Genomic DNA, 17,657 nt, shown 5'->3' on the forward strand with positions numbered 1-17,657 from the left:
CGCTCCGGACGGCGCCTTCCGTGGGGTGGCTGGTGGGACTACTTCTTCGCGCTGAGCTGCTCGATGATCGCCTTGGCGACGTCGTGCATCGTGAGCCGGCGGTCCATGGACGCCTTCTGGATCCAGCGGAAGGCCTCGGGCTCGGTGAGGCCCATCTTCTCGTTGAGCAGGCCCTTGGCGCGGTCGACGAGCTTGCGGGTCTCGAAGCGCTCGACGAGGTCCGCGACCTCGGCCTCGAGCGTGATGATCTGCTGGTACCGCGAGAGGGCGATCTCGATCGCGGGGAGCAGGTCGTTCGGGGTGAAGGGCTTCACCACGTAGGCCAGCGCGCCGGCCTCGGTCGCACGCTCGACGAGTTCCTTCTGGCTGAACGCCGTGAGCAGGACGACCGGGGCGATGTGGTTCTTCGACAGCTTCTCGGCCGCGGAGATGCCGTCGAGCTGCGGCATCTTGACGTCCATGATCACGAGGTCGGGACGCAGGTCGGTGGCGAGCTGCACCGCGGTCTCGCCGTCTCCGGCTTCACCGACCACGTCGAACCCGTTGTCGCGGAGGATCTCGACGATGTCGAGACGGATGAGCGACTCGTCCTCGGCGACGACGACGCGACGGGGTGCGGCTGCGGTTGCTTCTGTGTCACTCACGACGAAGAGCCTACTAGACGCGCGATCGGACGGCGGCATCCGGACGCGATCCCCAGCGGGTCCGATCGGGCACCTGACGGGACCGGCCGAGCGGACCGAGTACGAGTGGCGGGACTCGAACCCGCACGCCAGAGGCAGAGCATTTTGAGTGCCCCGTGTCTACCATTCCACCACACTCGCGAGCGGAGCCAGCGTAGCAGCCACCGCGACGACGACCCGCCCGGACCGACGCCCTCGCCGCACGGTACGGTCGGAGGTCCGGCAGTCCAGTCAGGAGGAGCCACGGTGGATTCACGCGCCGTCCGCACGTTCCGGGCGTTCGTCATCGTCACCGGCGCCGTCGCGATCGTCGCCGGCATCGTCGCCGTCGTGTGGCCGCGGCCGACGCTGGTGCTCGTCGCGCTGCTCTTCGGGGTGTACCTCGTCGTCTCCGGGGCCATGCGGGTCTTCGCGGCCGCGCGGGGACACGGCACGTCGACCGTCTGGCGCTGGACCTCCGGCGTCGTCGGGTCCCTCGTCGGGGTCGCCGGACTCGTCACGCTCGTCGACCCCGCGGTACCGCTCGTCGTCTACGCGGTCCTGGCCGGGGTCGGGTTCCTCATCGAGGGCGTCGCGGCGCTCGTCGGTGCCCTCGTCGGGCACCCCGGTTCCTCCCGGGTGCCGTCCGTCGTGAGCGGGCTGCTGTCGCTGCTCTGCGGCGTCGCGGTGCTGCTCGCCCCGACGCTCGCCCTCGAGGTCTTCACCGTCCTGGCCGGCATCGCCCTCGTCGGCGTCGGCAGCGCGGCGCTGCTCCTCCTGCCCGCGCGCGCCTCCGCCCGGCGCTGAACCGGATCGACGCAGCCCGGCGGCGGGGCTGCGTCAGGCCGACCCGGTCCCGAAGAGCAGACCGAGGACGTACGTCACGGCGGCGGCGCCGAAGCCGATCCCCAGCTGTCGGAGCGCCCGTCGGAGCGGCGACGCTCCGCTGAGCACACCGACCACGGCACCGGTGCCGAGCAGCGCGAGGCCGACGAGCGCCGAGGCCACCCCGATCGCGGCCCAGCCGTCGAGCCCGACCAGGTACGGCAGGACCGGGATGACCGCGCCGGAGGCGAAGAAGCAGAAGCTGGAGAGCGCAGCGCTCGTGCCGGTGCCGACCGCCTCGTGCTCGTCGGCCCCCTCGGTGCCGACCGGGCGGGGCAGCGCGGAGCGGCTCCGCACCACCGGCACCCCGCCGGTCGCGGGGCCGGCCAGCAGGGCGGCGAGGACCTCGTCGGCGTGGGCTGCGGCCTCGTCCTCGGACATCCCGCGCGCCCGGTAGACCAGCGCGAGCTCGTTCGCGTCCACGTCGAGGTCGGCGACCGCGCGCTGTGCTTCGGGATGCGGGGTCGATGCGTCGAGGAGCTCCCGCTGTGACCGGACGGACACGTACTCCCCCGCCCCCATGGACAGCGCACCGGCCAGCAGGCCCGCGATGCCGCTGAGCAGGACGACGTGCCGGTCCGCCCCGGAGGCGCTCACCCCGATGATGAGCGCGAGGTTCGACACCAGTCCGTCGTTGGCGCCGAACACCGCCGCGCGGAAGGTGCCGGACAGGCGCATCCGCCCGCGGTTCGCCAGCCCGCGGACGACTTCGCCGTGGATCCGCTCGTCGGCCGCCATCTGCGCGGTCGCGTCAGCATCGTCCGCGTACGGCGAGCGGTCCTCCGCGCGTTGCATGAGGGCGAGCACGAAGACCGACCCGAACCGCGCCGCCAGCGCGGCGAGCACCCGGGTGCGGAGGCTCCCCCGCAGCGGTCGTCCGACGTCGTCCCCGAGCAGGTCGCGCCAGTGCTGCTCGTGACGCCCCTCGGCCTCGGCCAGGGCGACGAGGATCTCGCGCTCCTCGCCGGTGCGTCGCGAGGCGAGGTTCCGGTAGACGGCCGCCTCGGCACGCTCGTCGGCGAGGTACCGGCGCCACCGCTGCACGTCCGCGCGGGACCGGGACGCGGTGTCGGTCCGGAGGCTCGGATCACCCATGCGACGCTCCTCGCGTACTCGTGCCGGTCGGTGTGGACGGGACCACGGTACCCGCGTGCGGACCGCGCCCGACGGGTGTCGTGCCTCCCGGCCGGGACGGCGGAGGCCGCCACCCTGGTGGGTGACGGCCTTCCGGGTCGTGTCGGTCACGGACCGACGCGACCGTGCTCAGTCGCGGACGTAGGCGGGTGCCGCCTCGGCGTGCGCGTCGCCCACCCGGTGCACGCGCAGGTCGTTCGTCGAGCCCTCGAGTCCGGGAGGCGAGCCGGCCGTGACGATGACCCGGTCGCCGGGGACGGCGAGGCCGTTGCCGATGAGGACGTCGTCCACCTGGGAGAAGAGCTCGTCGGTGTGGGTCTTCCGGTCCACCAGGTAGGACCGCACGCCCCACGTCATCGCCAGACGACGACGCGTCGTCTCGTTCGGGGTGAAGGCGATGATCGGCAGCCCGTGTCGCAGGCGGGACATGCGGCGGGCCGAGTCACCGGACTCGGTGAACACGCAGAGGTACGACGCCTCGGTGAACTCCGCGATCTCGACCGCCGCGAGGGTGATCGCGCCACCGAGCGTGCGGGGCTTCGTGCCGAGCGGGGCGATGCGCTCGAGGCCGTGGTCCTCCGTCGACTCGACGATGCGGGCCATCGTGCGCACGGTCTCCACCGGGTACTCACCGACGCTCGTCTCACCGGAGAGCATGACCGCGTCGGCACCGTCGAGGACGGCGTTCGCGACGTCGGACGTCTCGGCGCGTGTCGGGATCGGGGACGAGATCATCGACTCGAGCATCTGGGTCGCGACGATGACCGGCTTGGCCATGCGGCGGGACAGCTCGACCGCGCGCTTCTGCACGATCGGGACGGCCTCCAACGGGAGCTCGACGCCGAGGTCACCACGGGCGACCATGATCGAGTCGAACGCGTCGATGATCTCCTCGAGCGCGTCGACGGCCTGCGGCTTCTCGACCTTGGCGATCACCGGGAGGCGCTTGCCCTCCTCGTCCATGATCTGGTGCGCACGCTCGACGTCGGCGGCGTTGCGGACGAACGAGAGCGCGATGAGGTCCGCGCCCATGCGGATGCCCCAGCGGAGGTCGGCTTCGTCCTTCTCGCTCAGCGCGGGCACGTTCACCGCGACACCGGGCAGGTTGATGCCCTTGTTGTTCGAGACGGTGCCGGCGACGACGACCTCGGTGCGGACGCGCACACCGTCGGTGTCGAGGACGCGGAGGCGCACACGGCCGTCGTCGATGAGCAGCGGGTCGCCCGGCTTGACGTCCTGCGGCAGCCCCTTGAACGTGGTCCCGCAGACGTCCTTCGTGCCCGGCACGTCCTCCGTCGTGATCGTGAAGACGTCGCCGACGGCGAGCTCGTGCGGGCCGTCGGCGAACTTCGCCAGACGGATCTTCGGGCCCTGCAGGTCGACGAGGATCGCGACGGGCTTGCCCAGCTCCTCGGCGGCGCGACGCACGTTCTCGTAGTTGGCCTCGTGCACGCTGTAGTCACCGTGGCTGAGGTTCAGGCGGGCGACGTCGACCCCGGCCTGGATGATCTGCTTGACGACCTCGTAGTCGGAGGTGGCAGGTCCGAGCGTCGAAACGATCTTTGCGCGTCTCAATGGATTCCTTCGTGTGGTGGAGGTGGCTTCGCGGAACGACGAGAGGCCACCAGCACCCTATCGAGTGCCGGTGGCCTCCCGTCTACGAGGTGGGGACCATCAGACCGAGATCGCCCGGTCCGTCGCCTTGACCGGAGCCGGCAGGATCGTCGACCCCTCGAGGTACTCGTCGACCTTCGCCGCGGCGGCACGCCCCTCGGCGATCGCCCAGACGATCAGGGACTGCCCACGACCGGCGTCGCCGGCGACGAACACGCCCGGCTCGTTCGTGGTGTAGTCCGCCTGGCGGGACACCGCGCCCGACACCGTGGTCGGGAGCCCCAGCTGCGGCTCGATCGTGTCGGTCTCCGGACCGGTGAAGCCCATCGCGATGAGCACGAGGTCCGCGGGGATCTCACGCTCGGTGCCGGCCTTCGGGACACGGCGGCCGTCGACGTACTCGGTCTCGGCGACGCGGAGCGCACGGACCTCGCCGGCCTCGTTCGCCAGGAACTCGACCGTGGTGGCCAGGAACATGCGCTCCCCGCCCTCCTCGTGCGCGCTCGTGACCTCGAACACCGTGGCGAACATCGGCCACGGCTGGTCCGACGGGCGCTCCAGCGGCGGCTGCTTGCCGATCGCCAGGTTCGTCACGCTGAGCGCACCCTGGCGGTGGGCGGTGCCGATGCAGTCCGCGCCGGTGTCACCGCCGCCGATGACGACGACGTGCTTGCCCTCGGCCGTGACCTGGTTGTCGACCACGGTGCCCGCGTTCGCCTTGTTCTGCTGGACGAGGTAGTCCATGGCGAAGTGCACGCCGGCGAGGTCACGACCCGGGATCGGGAGGTCGCGCGGCACGGTCGCCCCGGTGGCGACCACGACCGCGTCGTACCGCGACTTCAGGTCGTCCCAGGTGATGTCCCGACCGATCTCGACACCGGCACGGAAGCGGGTGCCCTCGGCCTGCATCTGGGCGAGGCGGGCGTCGATCTGCCGCTTCTCCATCTTGAAGTCCGGGATGCCGTAGCGGAGCAGACCACCGATGCGGTCGTCGCGCTCGTACACGGCGACCGTGTGCCCGGCGCGGGTCAGCTGCTGCGCGGCGGCGAGCCCTGCGGGACCGGAACCGACGACCGCGACGGTCTTGCCGGTGAGGCGCTCCGGCGGGTGCGGCGTGACCCAGCCGTTCTGGTACGCCTCGTCGATGATCGAGACCTCGACCTGCTTGATCGTCACCGGCGGCTGGTTGATGCCGAGCACGCAGGACGCCTCGCACGGAGCCGGGCACAGTCGCCCCGTGAACTCCGGGAAGTTGTTCGTCGCGTGCAGACGCTCGATGGCCTGGCGACCCTCGCCGCGCCACGTGAGGTCGTTCCACTCCGGGATGAGGTTGCCGAGCGGGCAGCCCTGGTGGCAGAACGGCACGCCGCAGTCCATGCAGCGCCCGGCCTGTCGCTTGAGCGCGCCGGACTCCTGCTGCTCGTAGACCTCTTTCCAGTCCATGAGCCGCAGCGGGACGGGACGGCGGGCCGGCAGTTCACGTTCCTGGACCTTCAGGAACCCCTTGGGGTCAGCCACGGGTCACCTCCTGGGTGAGGGTGCGGGTCGAGCGGGAGTGGAGGCGGGTGCGCGCGTGGTCAGCCACCGGTGACCTCCAGGATGCGGTTCCAGACGACGGTGCCGTCCGGGTCGAGGCCCTCGTCGACGGCCTGCTGACGCGTCTGGAGCACCGCCGCGTAGTCACGCGGGAGCACCTTGACGAACTCGGACAGGTCGCCCGAGTCGAGCAGCCCGGCGGCGATCGTCGAGCCGGTCTCGTCGGCGTGCCGGCGGAGCAGGTCGGTGACGATCGCGACGTCGGCGCTGTCGAGCGGTTCCAGGCGGAGCTCACCGGACGTGAGCGCATCGGTGTTGACGAGCTCGCGACGGAGTCCGCGGACGTAGGCCGTGCCTCCCGACATGCCCGCGCCGAGGTTCCGGCCGGTCTCGCCCAGGATGAGCGCGAGCCCGCCGGTCATGTACTCGAGTGCGTGGTCGCCCACGCCCTCGACGACCGCGGTGGCACCGGAGTTGCGGACCAGGAAGCGCTCCCCCACGATGCCGCGGATGAACATGCTGCCCTGGGTCGCGCCGTAGCCGATGACGTTGCCGGCGATGACGTTCTCCGACGGGTCGAAGCCCGCGTCCGCCGCCGGGCGGACGACGATCTCGCCACCGGACAGCCCCTTGCCGACGTAGTCGTTGCTGTCGCCCACGAGCCGCAGGGTGATGCCGGCCGGCAGGAACGCGCCGAGCGACTGACCCGCGGAACCGCGGAGGGTGATGTCGATCGAACCGGTCGGCAGGCCGTTCTCCCCGTGCCGGAGCGTCACCTCGTGGCCGAGCATCGTCCCGACCGCGCGTTCCGTGTTGCGGATCGGCAGGTCGAGCGTCAGCGTGCCGCCGTGCTCGAGCACGTCGGACGCCTCGGCGATGAGCCGGTTGTCGAAGTGCTGCTCGAGCTCGTGGTCCTGCGCGCGGCGCCGGGTGCGCGGCTCGTCCGCCCCGAAGTCCGGCCCCTTGAGGACGGGTTCGAGGTCGAGTCCGGACGCCTTCCAGTGCGCGACCGCACGGTCCACGTCGAGCACGTCGGCGCGTCCGATGGCCTCGTCGAGGCTGCGGAACCCGAGCTCGGCGAGCAGTTCGCGCACCTCTTGCGCGATGAACTCGAAGAAGTTCACGACGAACTCGGGCTTGCCCGAGAACCGCGCCCGGAGCTCCGGGTTCTGGGTGGCGACGCCCACCGGGCAGGTGTCGAGGTGGCAGACGCGCATCATGATGCAGCCCTCGACGATGAGCGGCGCCGTCGCGAAGCCGTACTCCTCGGCACCGAGCAGGGCCGCCACGAGCACGTCGCGCCCGGTCTTCATCTGGCCGTCGACCTGCACCGTGACACGGTCGCGCATGCCGTTGAGCATGAGCGTCTGCTGGGTCTCGGCCAGACCGATCTCCCACGGGGTACCCGCGTGCTTGAGCGAGTTGAGCGGGCTCGCGCCGGTGCCGCCGTCGTGACCCGAGACGAGCACGACGTCGGCCAGTGCCTTCGTCACGCCTGCTGCGACCGCGCCGATGCCGGACTGGCTGACGAGCTTGACGTGCACGCGGGCCGAGGGGTTGGCGCGCTTGACGTCGAAGATCAGCTGCTTGAGGTCCTCGATCGAGTAGATGTCGTGGTGCGGCGGCGGCGAGATGAGGCCGACGCCCGCCGTGGCGTGCCGCGTCCGGGCCACCCACGGGTAGACCTTCTGCGGCGGCAGCTGCCCGCCCTCGCCGGGCTTCGCGCCCTGCGCCATCTTGAGCTGGATGTCGGTGGCGTGGGTCAGGTACATGCTCGTCACGCCGAACCGGCCGGACGCGACCTGCTTGATGGCGCTGCGCCGCTCGGGGTCGAGCAGACGCTCGACGTCCTCGCCGCCCTCGCCCGTGTTCGAGCGACCGCCGAGGCGGTTCATGGCGATCGCGAGCGTCTCGTGTGCCTCCTGCGAGATCGACCCGTACGACATCGCGCCGGTGTTGAACCGCTTGACGATCTCCGCGATCGGCTCGACCTCGTCGAGCGGTACGGGCTTGCGCGTGCCGTGCGAGAACCCGAACAGGCCGCGCAGCGTCATGAGCTGCTCGGACTGGTCGTCGACGGCCTTCGAGTACTCGCGGAACACGTCGTACCGGCGGGCTCGCGTGGCGTGCTGCAGCCGGAAGACGGTATCCGGGTTGAAGAGGTGCGGCGGGCCCTCACGGCGCCACTGGTACTCGCCGCCGGTCTGCAGTCGCTCGTGCGAGAGCACGGCGCCGTCCTGCGGGTACGCCTGGGCGTGTCGCTCGGCGTTCTCCGCGGCGATCACGTCGACGTCGACTCCACCGAGGATCGACGACGTGCCGGTGAAGTACCGGTCGACGACCTCCTGGCTGAGACCGACCGCCTCGAACGCCTGGGCGCCGGCGTAGCTCGACACCGTCGAGATGCCCATCTTCGACATGATCTTCAGGACGCCCTTGCCGAGCGCCTTGATCACGTTCTTGACGGCCTGCTCCGGCGTGAGCCCGGTGATCATGCCCGAGCGCACGAGGTTCTCGCACGTCTCCATCGCCAGGTACGGGTTGATCGCGGACGCGCCGTAGCCGATGAGCGTCGCGACGTGGTGCACCTCGCGGACGTCACCGGCCTCGACGATCAGACCGACCTTCATGCGCTGCTCGGTGCGGATGAGGTGGTGGTGCACGGCGGCGAGCAGCAGCAGGCTCGGGATCGGCGCGTACTCGGCGTTGCCGTCACGGTCCGACAGGACGATGAACTGCTTGCCGGAATCGATCGCCGCGTCGACCTCGTCGCACACGGCGGTGATCCGCTGCTCCATGGCCGTCTCGCCGGCGTCCACGCGGTAGAGCCCGCGGACCGTCACGGTGAGGTGCCGCCCGGACGCCGTCTCGAAGTGCTGGATCTTCGCGAGCTCGTCGTTGTCGATCACCGGGAAGTCGAGCACGATCTGCTTCGCGTGCTCGGGCCCGGCGGTGAGCAGGTTGCGCTCCGGCCCGAGGCCGAGCCCCATCGAGGTGATGACCTGCTCGCGGATCGAGTCGAGCGGCGGGTTCGTCACCTGGGCGAACTGCTGCGTGAAGTAGTCGAACAGCAGTCGCGGACGCTGCGACAGGACCGCGATCGGGGTGTCGGAGCCCATCGCGCCGAGCGGCTCGGCCCCGGTCTGCGCCATCGGGCGGAGCAGGATCCGGACCTCTTCCTCGGTGTACCCGAAGGCGCGCTGCCGTCGGGTGACCGAGGCCGGGGTGTGCACGATGTGCTCGCGCTCGGGCAGGTCGGCCAGGTTGATGCGACCGGACTCGAGCCACTCGGACCAGGGTCCGGACGCGGCGAGCTCGCGCTTGACCTCGTCGTCCTCGATGATCCGGCCGTTCTCGGTGTCGACGAGGAACATCCGGCCCGGGCGCAGACGGCCCTTGCGGACCACCTTCGACGCGGGCACGTCGATGACACCCGTCTCGCTGCCCATCACGATGAGCCCGTCGTCGGTCACCAGGAAGCGTCCGGGACGCAGGCCGTTGCGGTCGAGCGTGGCGCCGACGAGCGTGCCGTCGGTGAACGTGATCGCGGCGGGGCCGTCCCACGGCTCCATGAGCATCGAGTGGTACTCGTAGAAGGCGCGGAGCTCGGGGTCCATGTCGACCTGGTTCTCCCAGGCCTCCGGCACCATCATCGACATCGCGTGCGGGAGGGACCGACCGGTCAGGGTGAGGAGTTCGAGCACCTCGTCGAACGAGGCGGAGTCGCTCGCACCCGGGCTCACGATCGGCAGCAGCGGTGCCATGTCACCGAGGAACTCGCTCTCGAGCTGCGACTGGCGGGCCCGCATCCAGTTCCGGTTGCCGCGCACGGTGTTGATCTCACCGTTGTGGGCGAGGGAGCGGAACGGCTGCGCGAGCGGCCACGACGGGAAGGTGTTCGTCGAGTAGCGCGAGTGCACGATCGCCAGACGCGACGCGAAGCGCTCGTCGCTGAGGTCGGGGTAGAACGGCTCGAGCTGGAGCGTCGTGACCATGCCCTTGTAGACCATGGTGCGGCTCGACAGCGACATGAAGTAGAGCTCGCTGTCCTGCTCCGCACGCTTCCGGAGTCGGAACGCCTGGCGGTCGAGCTCGATGCCGGAACGCGGCGCGCCGTGCTCGTCCGTGTGCGTGGACACGACGAAGACCTGCTCGAAGGCGGGCATCGCCGCACGCGCCAGGGTGCCGAGGACCTCGGGCCGGACCGGCACCTCACGCCAGCCGAGCACGCGGAGCCCCTCGTCCGCCGCGAGTGCCTCGACGGTCGCCTTCACGGTGGCGCGGGCGTCGACGTCGAGCGGCAGGTAGGCGGTGCCGACCGCGTACTGGCCGGCGTCCGGCAGGGCGAACGGCGCGACCTCGCGGAAGAACGCATCCGGGACCTGACAGAGGATGCCCGCGCCGTCACCGGTGCCGGCGTCCGAGCCCACGGCACCGCGGTGCTCGAGGTTCCGGAGCGCGCCGAGCGCGGCGTCGACGATGTCGTGCCCGGGCGTCCCGCGGAGCGTCGCGACCATCGCGAGACCACAGGCGTCCTTCTCGTTCGCCGGGTCGTACATCCCGGCGGCGTCGGGGACCGCCGAGAAACGTCGGTGCGGCGAGCGGAGCCCGGTCCGGGACGACGAGTCCGTCGCGCCGTTCGGGACTGCAGAGGGCTGAGATGGCAGGAGCGCCATGGGGAACCGTCCTCACGAGGAAGTGGAACAGGGACAGCGGTGGCCCGGTGGTGCGTTCCGCCCGAGCGGGCGGGACTGGTGCCCGTGCTCGCCGCCAGGAGGTGTCCGGGCGGCGTGCGAGGAGTGGGGCCCGCTTGTGGCGGACCGCGATCGCGGTGTGGTGCTGGGTTCGGGAGAGGTCGGGACCTCAGTGTCGGTCGGCTGCGCTGGCGACCGGCTCCGGATCGGCGACACCGGTCGTGGTGTCGTGCTCCGAGTAGGTGTCGTCCGAGTCTACATCGGACTTCGAGCGGGGCTCGCGACCCGGCAGGTACGGGCTCGGCTCCTTGCCGAGGTGACGACGGGACTGCACCCAGAAGACCAGCAGGCCCAGCAGGATCGCGGCGAAGGACATCCAGACGTTCGTCCGGACCCCGCCGAAGGTCTCGCTCGTGTCCACGCGGATCGACTCGAGGACGGAGCGGCCGACGCCGTACCAGATGAGGTACAGGGCCATCACACGACCCCACTGCAGGCGGAACTTCCGGTCGAGGAGCAGGATGACCACGGCACCGACGACGTTCCAGATGATCTCGTACAGGAAGGTCGGGTGGAACAGGACGCCCTCGGGCAGCCCTGCCGGGTACGCCGGGTTGGTCGCCTCGATCTGCAGGCCCCACGGCAGGCTCGTCGGCATGCCGAACAGCTCGTGGTTGAAGTAGTTGCCGAGACGGCCGGCGGCCTGGGCGAGCAGGACGCCGGGCGCGGCGGCGTCGATGAACGCCGAGAACCGCAGGCCGGTCTGCCGGCAGCCGATCCAGGCGCCGAGCGACCCGAGGATCAGCGCGCCGAAGATCGCGAGTCCGCCCTCCCACACGTAGAACACCGAGAGCGGGTCGATCCCGGGACCGAAGTAGTCGTCGACGTGCGTGAGCACGTGGAACAGCCGGCCGCCGATGATGCCCGCCGGCACCGCCCAGATGGCGATGTCGATGATGATCCAGCGCTCGGCACCGCGGGCGTTCAGCCGGGAGTTCGTGAGCAGCACCGCGATGACGATCCCGACGAGGATGCAGATCGCGTACGCGTGGATCCGGAAGTCCAGCGGCATCGAGATGCCGAACGTGCTCTGCAGCCAGGCGGTCAGGTCGAAGTACTGCCACGCCGTGCTCGGGCTCGGGATGCTCAGGAGGGACATGTGGGTGCTGTCGCCTTTCACGGGGCTGGTGGTCGCCGGTCCTGGTGGTGCCGGGGGCCGGTCGGCCCCGATCACTGTAGCGCGGGTCGACCCGGCTCAGCGCCGCGCGGAACCCGACGACAGGTCGGCGGCACGCTCCGCGACGCCGGAGACCCCGAGGTCCGCCAGTGCCCGGACGAACGCGGAGCCGATGATCGCTCCGTCCGCGTACTCGAGCACCTCGGCGACCTGGTCGGCGGTCGAGATGCCGAGGCCGACGCACGTGCGCTCGACACCGGCGTCGCGGAGCCGCGAGACGACGGTGCGGGCCGCGCTGTCGACGCCGGAGCGGGCACCGGTGACGCCCATCGTCGAGACGGCGTAGACGAAGCCGCGGCTCCGGTCCACGGCCTGCTTCATCCGGGCGTCCGTGGAGGACGGGGCCGCGAGGAACACCCGGTCGAGCCCGGTGCGCTCCGAGGCGTCGATCCACTGCCGGCCCTCGTCCGGGATCAGGTCCGGCGTGATGAGGCCGGCCGCCCCGGCCGCGACGAGGTCGTCCGCGAAGCGGTCCACGCCGTACCGCAGCACGGGGTTCCAGTACGTCATCACGAGGACGGGGGTGTCGACGCGCTCGGTGATCGCGTGCACGGCGTCGAAGACCTGCGCGACCTTGAAGCCGTTCGCCAGGCTCTCCTCCGCGGCGCGCTGGATGACCGGTCCGTCCATCACGGGGTCGGAGTACGGCAGCCCGAGCTCGATGACGTCGACGCCGTTCTCGGCGAGGGCCACTGCGGCGTCGATGCTCGTCTGCAGGTCCGGGTAGCCCGCCGGGAGGTACCCGACGACGGCACCGGCCCGCTCGTCGTTCGCGCGGTCGATGGTCGCGGCGACGGTCTTGTTCGTGCTCACGACTGCACCGCCGTCTCATCGAGGATGCCGAAGTACCGACTGGCGGAGGCCACGTCCTTGTCGCCGCGGCCGGACAGGTTCACGAGGACGACGCCGTCGGGGCCGAGCTCCTTGCCGAGCTTGATCGCCCCGGCCAGCGCGTGGGACGACTCGATCGCGGGGATGATGCCCTCGGTCCGGCTCAGCAGGCGGAAGGCCTCCATCGCCTCGGTGTCCGTGATCGGCTCGTACGTCGCCCGACCGATCGAGGCCAGGTAGGCGTGCTCCGGTCCGACGCTCGGGTAGTCGAGCCCGGCCGAGATGCTGTGGCTCTCGATCGTCTGCCCGTCCTCGTCCTGCATCAGGTAGGACTTCGCACCCTGCAGGACGCCCTCGCGACCGAGGGTGATGCTCGCGGCGTGCCGACCCGTCTCCACCCCGTCGCCCCCGGCCTCGAAGCCGTACAGCCGGACGGACTCGTCGTCGAGGAAGGCCTCGAAGATGCCCATGGCGTTCGACCCACCGCCGACGCAGGCGGCGACGACGTCCGGCAGGCGCCCGACGCGGTCGAGGACCTGCTGACGCGCCTCTTCGCCGATGACCTTGTGGAACTGTCGCACCATCTCCGGGAACGGGTGCGGGCCGGCGACGGTCCCGAGCAGGTAGTGCGTCGAGTCGACGTTCGCGACCCAGTCCCGCAGGGCCTCGTTGATGGCGTCCTTCAGCGTGCGCGAGCCGGTCTCCACCGGGATGACCTGCGCCCCGAGGAGCCGCATGCGGGCCACGTTGAGCGCCTGTCGCTCGGTGTCGACGGCGCCCATGTACACGACGCAGTCCATGCCGAAGAGGGCCGCCGCCGTCGCGGTCGCGACGCCGTGCTGTCCCGCTCCGGTCTCCGCGATCAGGCGGGTCTTGCCGAGCCGGCGCGCGACGAGCGCCTGCCCGAGGACGTTGTTGATCTTGTGCGAGCCGGTGTGGTTGAGGTCCTCGCGCTTCAGGACCACCCGGGCACCACCGGCGTGCTTCGCGAACCGCGGCACCTCGGTGATGATCGACGGCCGCCCGGTGTACTCGCGGTGGAGCGTGTCGAGCTCGTCCCGGAAGGACTGGTCGGCCCAGGCCTCCCGGAAGGCGGCTTCGAGCTCGTCGAGCGCCAGGACGAGCGACTCGGGGACGAACCGCCCGCCGAAGTCGCCGAAGTACGGGCCTTGCAGGTCACGGAGTGAGGTCACGGTGGTGCTCCCGGGAATGCCCGGCACGGGGCCGGACGGGTTGTCAGCCGTCGATGAACGACGCGAGCGTGGCGGCGGGGTCGGCGCCGGTGACGAGCGCCTCCCCGACGAGGACGACGTCCGCTCCGGCGGACCGGTAGTGGGCGACGTCGGCGGGGGTCTTCACGGCGGACTCGGCGACGCGCACGACCCCGTCGGGGATGCGGTCGGCGAGCGAGCCGAACAGGTCACGGTCGAGCGAGAAGTCGGTGAGGTCACGGGCGTTGACACCCAGGATGCGAGCACCGGCGTCGAGCCCACGGGAGACCTCGTCCGCCGAGTGCGCCTCGACCAGGACCCGCATGCCGAGCTCCTCGGCGAGGCCGTGCAGCTCGACCAGGGCGGGCTGCTCGAGTGCGGCGACGATCAGCAGGACGAGGTCTGCCCCCGCCGCACGCGCTTCCAGCACCTGGTACGGGTCGGCGATGAAGTCCTTGCGGAGCACCGGCACCGACACCCGGGCCTTGACCGCCTCGAGGTCGGCGAGCGACCCGAGGAACCTGCGCCCCTCGGTCAGGACGCTGATCGCCGAGGCTCCGCCGCGCTCGTAGTCGGCGGCGAGCGACGCCGGGTCCTCGATGGGCGCCATCGACCCGCGGGACGGGCTGGCCCGCTTGACCTCGGCGAGGACCTTGACGCGGTCCCCCGGCGCGAGGAACGTGAGGGCGTCGAGCGGGGACGCGACCCGGTCGAGGTCACGCTCGACGTCCGCGCACGGCCGGTCCAGGCGACGGGCCGCGGCGTCCTCGAGCGCGCCGGCGACGAGGGTCAGGAGGAGGTTCTCGGAGGGCGCGGCAGGCACGCGCTCACTCGCCGTGGTGCTTGGGGACGAACTTCGGGCCGTTCACGCCGTAGCCGGCCTTGCCCATGACCGCGCCGACGACGAGACCGATGACCACGACGGCAGCGGATGCCCACACGCCCCAGGCCATGTCGAACCAGAAGAAGAGCGTCCCGGCGGCGAAGCCGATCAGCATGATGACGACGGCCGTCCAGGCCGCCGGCGAGTGGCCTTCGCCGAGTTCTGCGGGCTCAGTGTTGCTCACGGTGCTCCTCGTTGTCGCTGGCGCCGCCGGTCGGGCGACGCTCCGACGATCCTACCGCGTCCGTGGTCCGGACCCTCCCGTCGGCAGTGTCCCCCGCGGTCGGGTCGACACCCGCGCTGAGGTCGTCCCAGTCGACGACGGCGTCACGGACGACGGGCGCCCGGGACCCGGTCCGGGAGGCGCCGGTCCGGGAGGCGTCGGTCCGGGAGGCGTCGGTCCCGTCCGACGTGCCGGTGCCGTCCGCCGTACCGGTGCCGTCCGACGCGTGGGAGCCGGAGACGTCCGCTGCCGACGCTGAGCCGGGCGTGGCGGCGTCGCCGTACTTCCGGCTCGGACCGGGCCAGGACCGCTGCAGGACGAGCACGGCGACGCCGAGGAGGGCTGCGAGCACGCCGCCGGTGATCCCCACCACGGGCCAGATGCTGACGTCGACGCGCGTGACGACCTGCCGGACGGCGCCGATGTCACTCACGCCGGCGACGGACCCCACGGCGCTGCGTGCGGCGGCCACCGGGTCGGACAGTGCGGAGATCCCGGTCACCACGACGGCCACGCCGAGCAGGACCTGCACGACCGCGAGCACGACCCGGACGACACGACCGGCGATCGTCAACGCGAGGAACAGCGCGAGGCTCGCGATCGCGACCGCGGTGTACTGCGGCACGACCGTCGCGCCGTCGGCGGCCACGGTCTTCACGACCGCCGCGGAGTGGTCGAGGTGCACGGTGAACCAGGTCTGCGTCCACGCGAGCATCACGAGGCCCGCGACCGCGAGCCCGACGACGACCACGAGCGGTCGGGAGCGCTTCACCGGAGCACCCCGGTCATCCGGTTCGCGGTCGCGACGGCACGCAGCGGCGCCGCGGCCTTGTTGACCGACTCGAGGTGCTCGCTCGTCGGGTCGGAGTCGGCGACGAGCCCGGCCCCGGCCTGCACCCGGGCGACGCCGTCCTGGATGAGCGCGGTGCGGATCGCGATCGCGACGTCGGCGTCCCCGGCGAAGTCGAAGTAGCCGACGACGCCCGCGTAGGCACCGCGCGCCGCCGGTTCGAGCTCGTCGATGATCTGCAGTGCGCGCGGCTTCGGTGCCCCGGAGAGCGTGCCGGCCGGGAAGGTCGCGCGGAACACGTCGATCGCGGACGCCCCGGGCCGGACGGCCCCCTCGACGCTCGACACGAGGTGCATGACGTGGCTGAAGCGTTCGACCGTCATGAACTCGGTCACCGCGACCGTGCCCGGCTCGCACACCTTCTGCAGGTCGTTGCGGGCCAGGTCGACGAGCATGAGGTGCTCGGCCCGTTCCTTCGGGTCCTGCAGCAGTTCCTCGCCCAGGCGGACGTCCTCCTCCGTGGTGGCACCGCGGGGTCGGGAGCCGGCGATCGGGTGCGTCATGGCCCGGCCGTCCTGGACCTTCACGAGCGCCTCCGGCGACGCGCCGACGATCCAGAAGGGCTCGCCGTCGGTGCCCGCCAGGGACAGGAAGTACATGTACGGGCTCGGGTTGAGCGTCCGCAGCACGCGGTAGACGTCCAGCGGGTCGGCCGTCACGTCGTGGTCGAACCGTTGCGAGATGACCACCTGGAAGACGTCGCCGTCGCGGATGTACCGCTTCGACCGCTCGATCGCCGCCGCGTACTCCTCCCGGGTGGACCGGGAGCGTGCGGTCGGTTCGGCGATGTCGAACGCCTCGGCGACGGTGGCGACGCTCGGCTGCACGAGGTCGGCCTGCATCCGGTCGAGTCGGGTCTGGGCGTCGGACCACAGCGTGTCGGCGTCGTCCGTGCCGTCGTGCAGGGCGCTCGCGACGAGCAGCACGAGCCCGGTGCGGTGGTCGAGCGCGGCCAGCTCGGCGACGAAGGACAGCGCCTGGCCGGGCACGTCGAAGTCCGCCGGCGGCGCGTCGGGCAGGTGCTCGAGCTGGCGGACGGCCTCCCACCCGATGAACCCCACCGTGCCGCCGACGAGCGGCGGGGTCCCGGGCACGCGGGGGGTGGCCCACCGCTCGTGCAGGCGGGCGAGGACCTCCAGCGGAGCGCCGTCGAGGGACCCGACGGCACGTTCCGCCGACAGGCCGGTGTCGATCCAGGCCGCCCGGGCACCCTCCTGCGTCAGGACGCCGAAGCTCCGCACGCCGACGAAGGACCAGCGCGACCACAGCCCACCCTGTCCGGCGGACTCGAGCAGGAACGACCCGGGGCGACCGTCGGCGAGCTTCCGGTAGACACCGACGGGCGTCTCGCTGTCGGCGAAGAGCGCACGGACGACGGGGACGACGCGGTGCCCCTCGGCGACCAGCCGGTCGAAGTCGGAACGGCTGGTGGTGCGGGGTGCGTCGCTCACCGGTCGGACCCGGCCGCGGGCTCGGCGGCGTCGCCGGTGCCGGTCGGCGCGTCGGCCGGTGCGGACCCCGTCACCGGGTCCAGCGGGTCGACGTCGAAGCAGCTGTGCGCACCGGTGTGGCAGGCGGCCCCCACCTGGTGCACCGTCACGAGCAGGGTGTCGTCGTCGCAGTCGAGGGCCGCACCGCGGACGTACTGGGCGTGCCCGGACGTGTCGCCCTTGCGCCAGTACTCGCGCCGGGACCGCGACCAGAAGGTCACCCGGCCCTCGGTCAGGGTGCGGCGGAGGGCCTCCCGGTCCATGTAGCCGAGCATGAGGACGTCCTTCGACGATTCCTCCTGCACGATGGCGGGGAGCAGTCCGTCCGCACCGAAGCGCGCGCGGTCGAGGACCGCTCCGGTGCTGGTGCTGGTGCTGTCGGTCATTAGACCACCAGCCTACGGCCC

14 protein-coding genes and 1 tRNA gene are annotated in these 17,657 nt (G+C 71.5%); 1 reads left to right on the forward strand and 14 read right to left on the reverse strand.

Translation table 11 applies throughout. The features are described from left to right. Window positions 1-38: 38 nt before the first annotated feature. Together DEI95_RS14105 and DEI95_RS14110 are read right to left on the reverse strand one after the other, a co-directional pair. Window positions 39-644: an ANTAR domain-containing response regulator gene (locus tag DEI95_RS14105; RefSeq protein ID WP_110825040.1), complete on the reverse strand. Its 606-nt coding sequence runs from the start codon at window positions 642-644 to the stop codon at window positions 39-41. 100 nt (window positions 645-744) lie between these two features. Beyond that, window positions 745-824: transfer RNA gene (locus DEI95_RS14110), tRNA-Leu, on the reverse strand. Between the two features lie 105 nt (window positions 825-929). Between DEI95_RS14110 and DEI95_RS14115 the strand changes: the two genes are divergently transcribed. Beyond that, on the forward strand, window positions 930-1,469 hold the full coding sequence (locus DEI95_RS14115) for an HdeD family acid-resistance protein (protein ID WP_181436358.1): 540 nt from the start codon (window positions 930-932) through the stop codon (window positions 1,467-1,469). A gap of 33 nt (window positions 1,470-1,502) precedes the next feature. Here the strand turns inward: DEI95_RS14115 and DEI95_RS14120 are convergent, their stop codons facing one another. From DEI95_RS14120 to hisI, 12 genes are all read right to left on the reverse strand, one after another. Beyond that, window positions 1,503-2,642 (reverse strand): VIT1/CCC1 transporter family protein, encoded by a 1,140-nt coding sequence (locus DEI95_RS14120; protein ID WP_111060639.1) that lies wholly within the window; start codon window positions 2,640-2,642, stop codon window positions 1,503-1,505. A 168-nt stretch (window positions 2,643-2,810) separates the two neighbouring features. After that, entirely contained in the window at window positions 2,811-4,256 is a 1,446-nt protein-coding gene (gene pyk / locus DEI95_RS14125) for a pyruvate kinase (protein ID WP_110891288.1), read from the reverse strand. A gap of 99 nt (window positions 4,257-4,355) precedes the next feature. Next, on the reverse strand, window positions 4,356-5,813 hold the full coding sequence (locus tag DEI95_RS14130) for a glutamate synthase subunit beta (RefSeq protein ID WP_110825044.1): 1,458 nt from the start codon (window positions 5,811-5,813) through the stop codon (window positions 4,356-4,358). Between the two features lie 59 nt (window positions 5,814-5,872). Beyond that, entirely contained in the window at window positions 5,873-10,390 is a 4,518-nt protein-coding gene (gene gltB, locus DEI95_RS14135; RefSeq protein WP_111060640.1) for a glutamate synthase large subunit, read from the reverse strand. 304 nt (window positions 10,391-10,694) lie between these two features. Beyond that, window positions 10,695-11,684: a prolipoprotein diacylglyceryl transferase gene (gene lgt, locus DEI95_RS14140; protein WP_110910823.1), complete on the reverse strand. Its 990-nt coding sequence runs from the start codon at window positions 11,682-11,684 to the stop codon at window positions 10,695-10,697. A gap of 96 nt (window positions 11,685-11,780) precedes the next feature. Next, window positions 11,781-12,575: a tryptophan synthase subunit alpha gene (gene trpA / locus DEI95_RS14145; protein ID WP_110891290.1), complete on the reverse strand. Its 795-nt coding sequence runs from the start codon at window positions 12,573-12,575 to the stop codon at window positions 11,781-11,783. Beyond that, on the reverse strand, window positions 12,572-13,786 hold the full coding sequence (trpB, locus tag DEI95_RS14150; protein WP_110825217.1) for a tryptophan synthase subunit beta: 1,215 nt from the start codon (window positions 13,784-13,786) through the stop codon (window positions 12,572-12,574). Before trpB ends, trpA begins: the two co-directional genes overlap by 4 nt. 43 nt (window positions 13,787-13,829) lie before the next feature. After that, on the reverse strand, window positions 13,830-14,627 hold the full coding sequence (trpC, locus tag DEI95_RS14155; protein ID WP_111060641.1) for an indole-3-glycerol phosphate synthase TrpC: 798 nt from the start codon (window positions 14,625-14,627) through the stop codon (window positions 13,830-13,832). Window positions 14,628-14,631: 4 nt separating this feature from the next. Next, on the reverse strand, window positions 14,632-14,871 hold the full coding sequence (locus DEI95_RS14160; RefSeq protein ID WP_110825049.1) for a DUF6704 family protein: 240 nt from the start codon (window positions 14,869-14,871) through the stop codon (window positions 14,632-14,634). Further along, window positions 14,858-15,682: a Trp biosynthesis-associated membrane protein gene (locus DEI95_RS14165; RefSeq protein ID WP_111060642.1), complete on the reverse strand. Its 825-nt coding sequence runs from the start codon at window positions 15,680-15,682 to the stop codon at window positions 14,858-14,860. Before DEI95_RS14165 ends, DEI95_RS14160 begins: the two co-directional genes overlap by 14 nt. Further along, window positions 15,679-17,211: an anthranilate synthase component I gene (locus DEI95_RS14170; protein ID WP_111060643.1), complete on the reverse strand. Its 1,533-nt coding sequence runs from the start codon at window positions 17,209-17,211 to the stop codon at window positions 15,679-15,681. Before DEI95_RS14170 ends, DEI95_RS14165 begins: the two co-directional genes overlap by 4 nt. Beyond that, on the reverse strand, window positions 17,208-17,636 hold the full coding sequence (gene hisI / locus DEI95_RS14175) for a phosphoribosyl-AMP cyclohydrolase (protein ID WP_111060644.1): 429 nt from the start codon (window positions 17,634-17,636) through the stop codon (window positions 17,208-17,210). Before hisI ends, DEI95_RS14170 begins: the two co-directional genes overlap by 4 nt. Between the last annotated feature and the right edge of the window lie 21 nt (window positions 17,637-17,657).

The sequence above is a fragment of the Curtobacterium sp. MCBD17_008 genome (assembly GCF_003234475.1).
In the GTDB taxonomy this organism is placed as follows: Bacteria; Actinomycetota; Actinomycetes; order Actinomycetales; family Microbacteriaceae; genus Curtobacterium.

Bases quoted from the DNA above. Each gene is read 5' to 3' on its own strand.
- DEI95_RS14120 (WP_111060639.1), bottom strand. From the start codon at position 2,642: ATGGGTGATCCGAGCCTCCGGACCGACACCGCGTCCCGGTCCCGCGCG.
- gltB (WP_111060640.1), bottom strand. From the start codon at position 10,390: ATGTACGACCCGGCGAACGAGAAGGACGCCTGTGGTCTCGCGATGGTC.
- lgt (WP_110910823.1), bottom strand. From the start codon at position 11,684: ATGTCCCTCCTGAGCATCCCGAGCCCGAGCACGGCGTGGCAGTACTTC.
- hisI (WP_111060644.1), bottom strand. From the start codon at position 17,636: ATGACCGACAGCACCAGCACCAGCACCGGAGCGGTCCTCGACCGCGCG.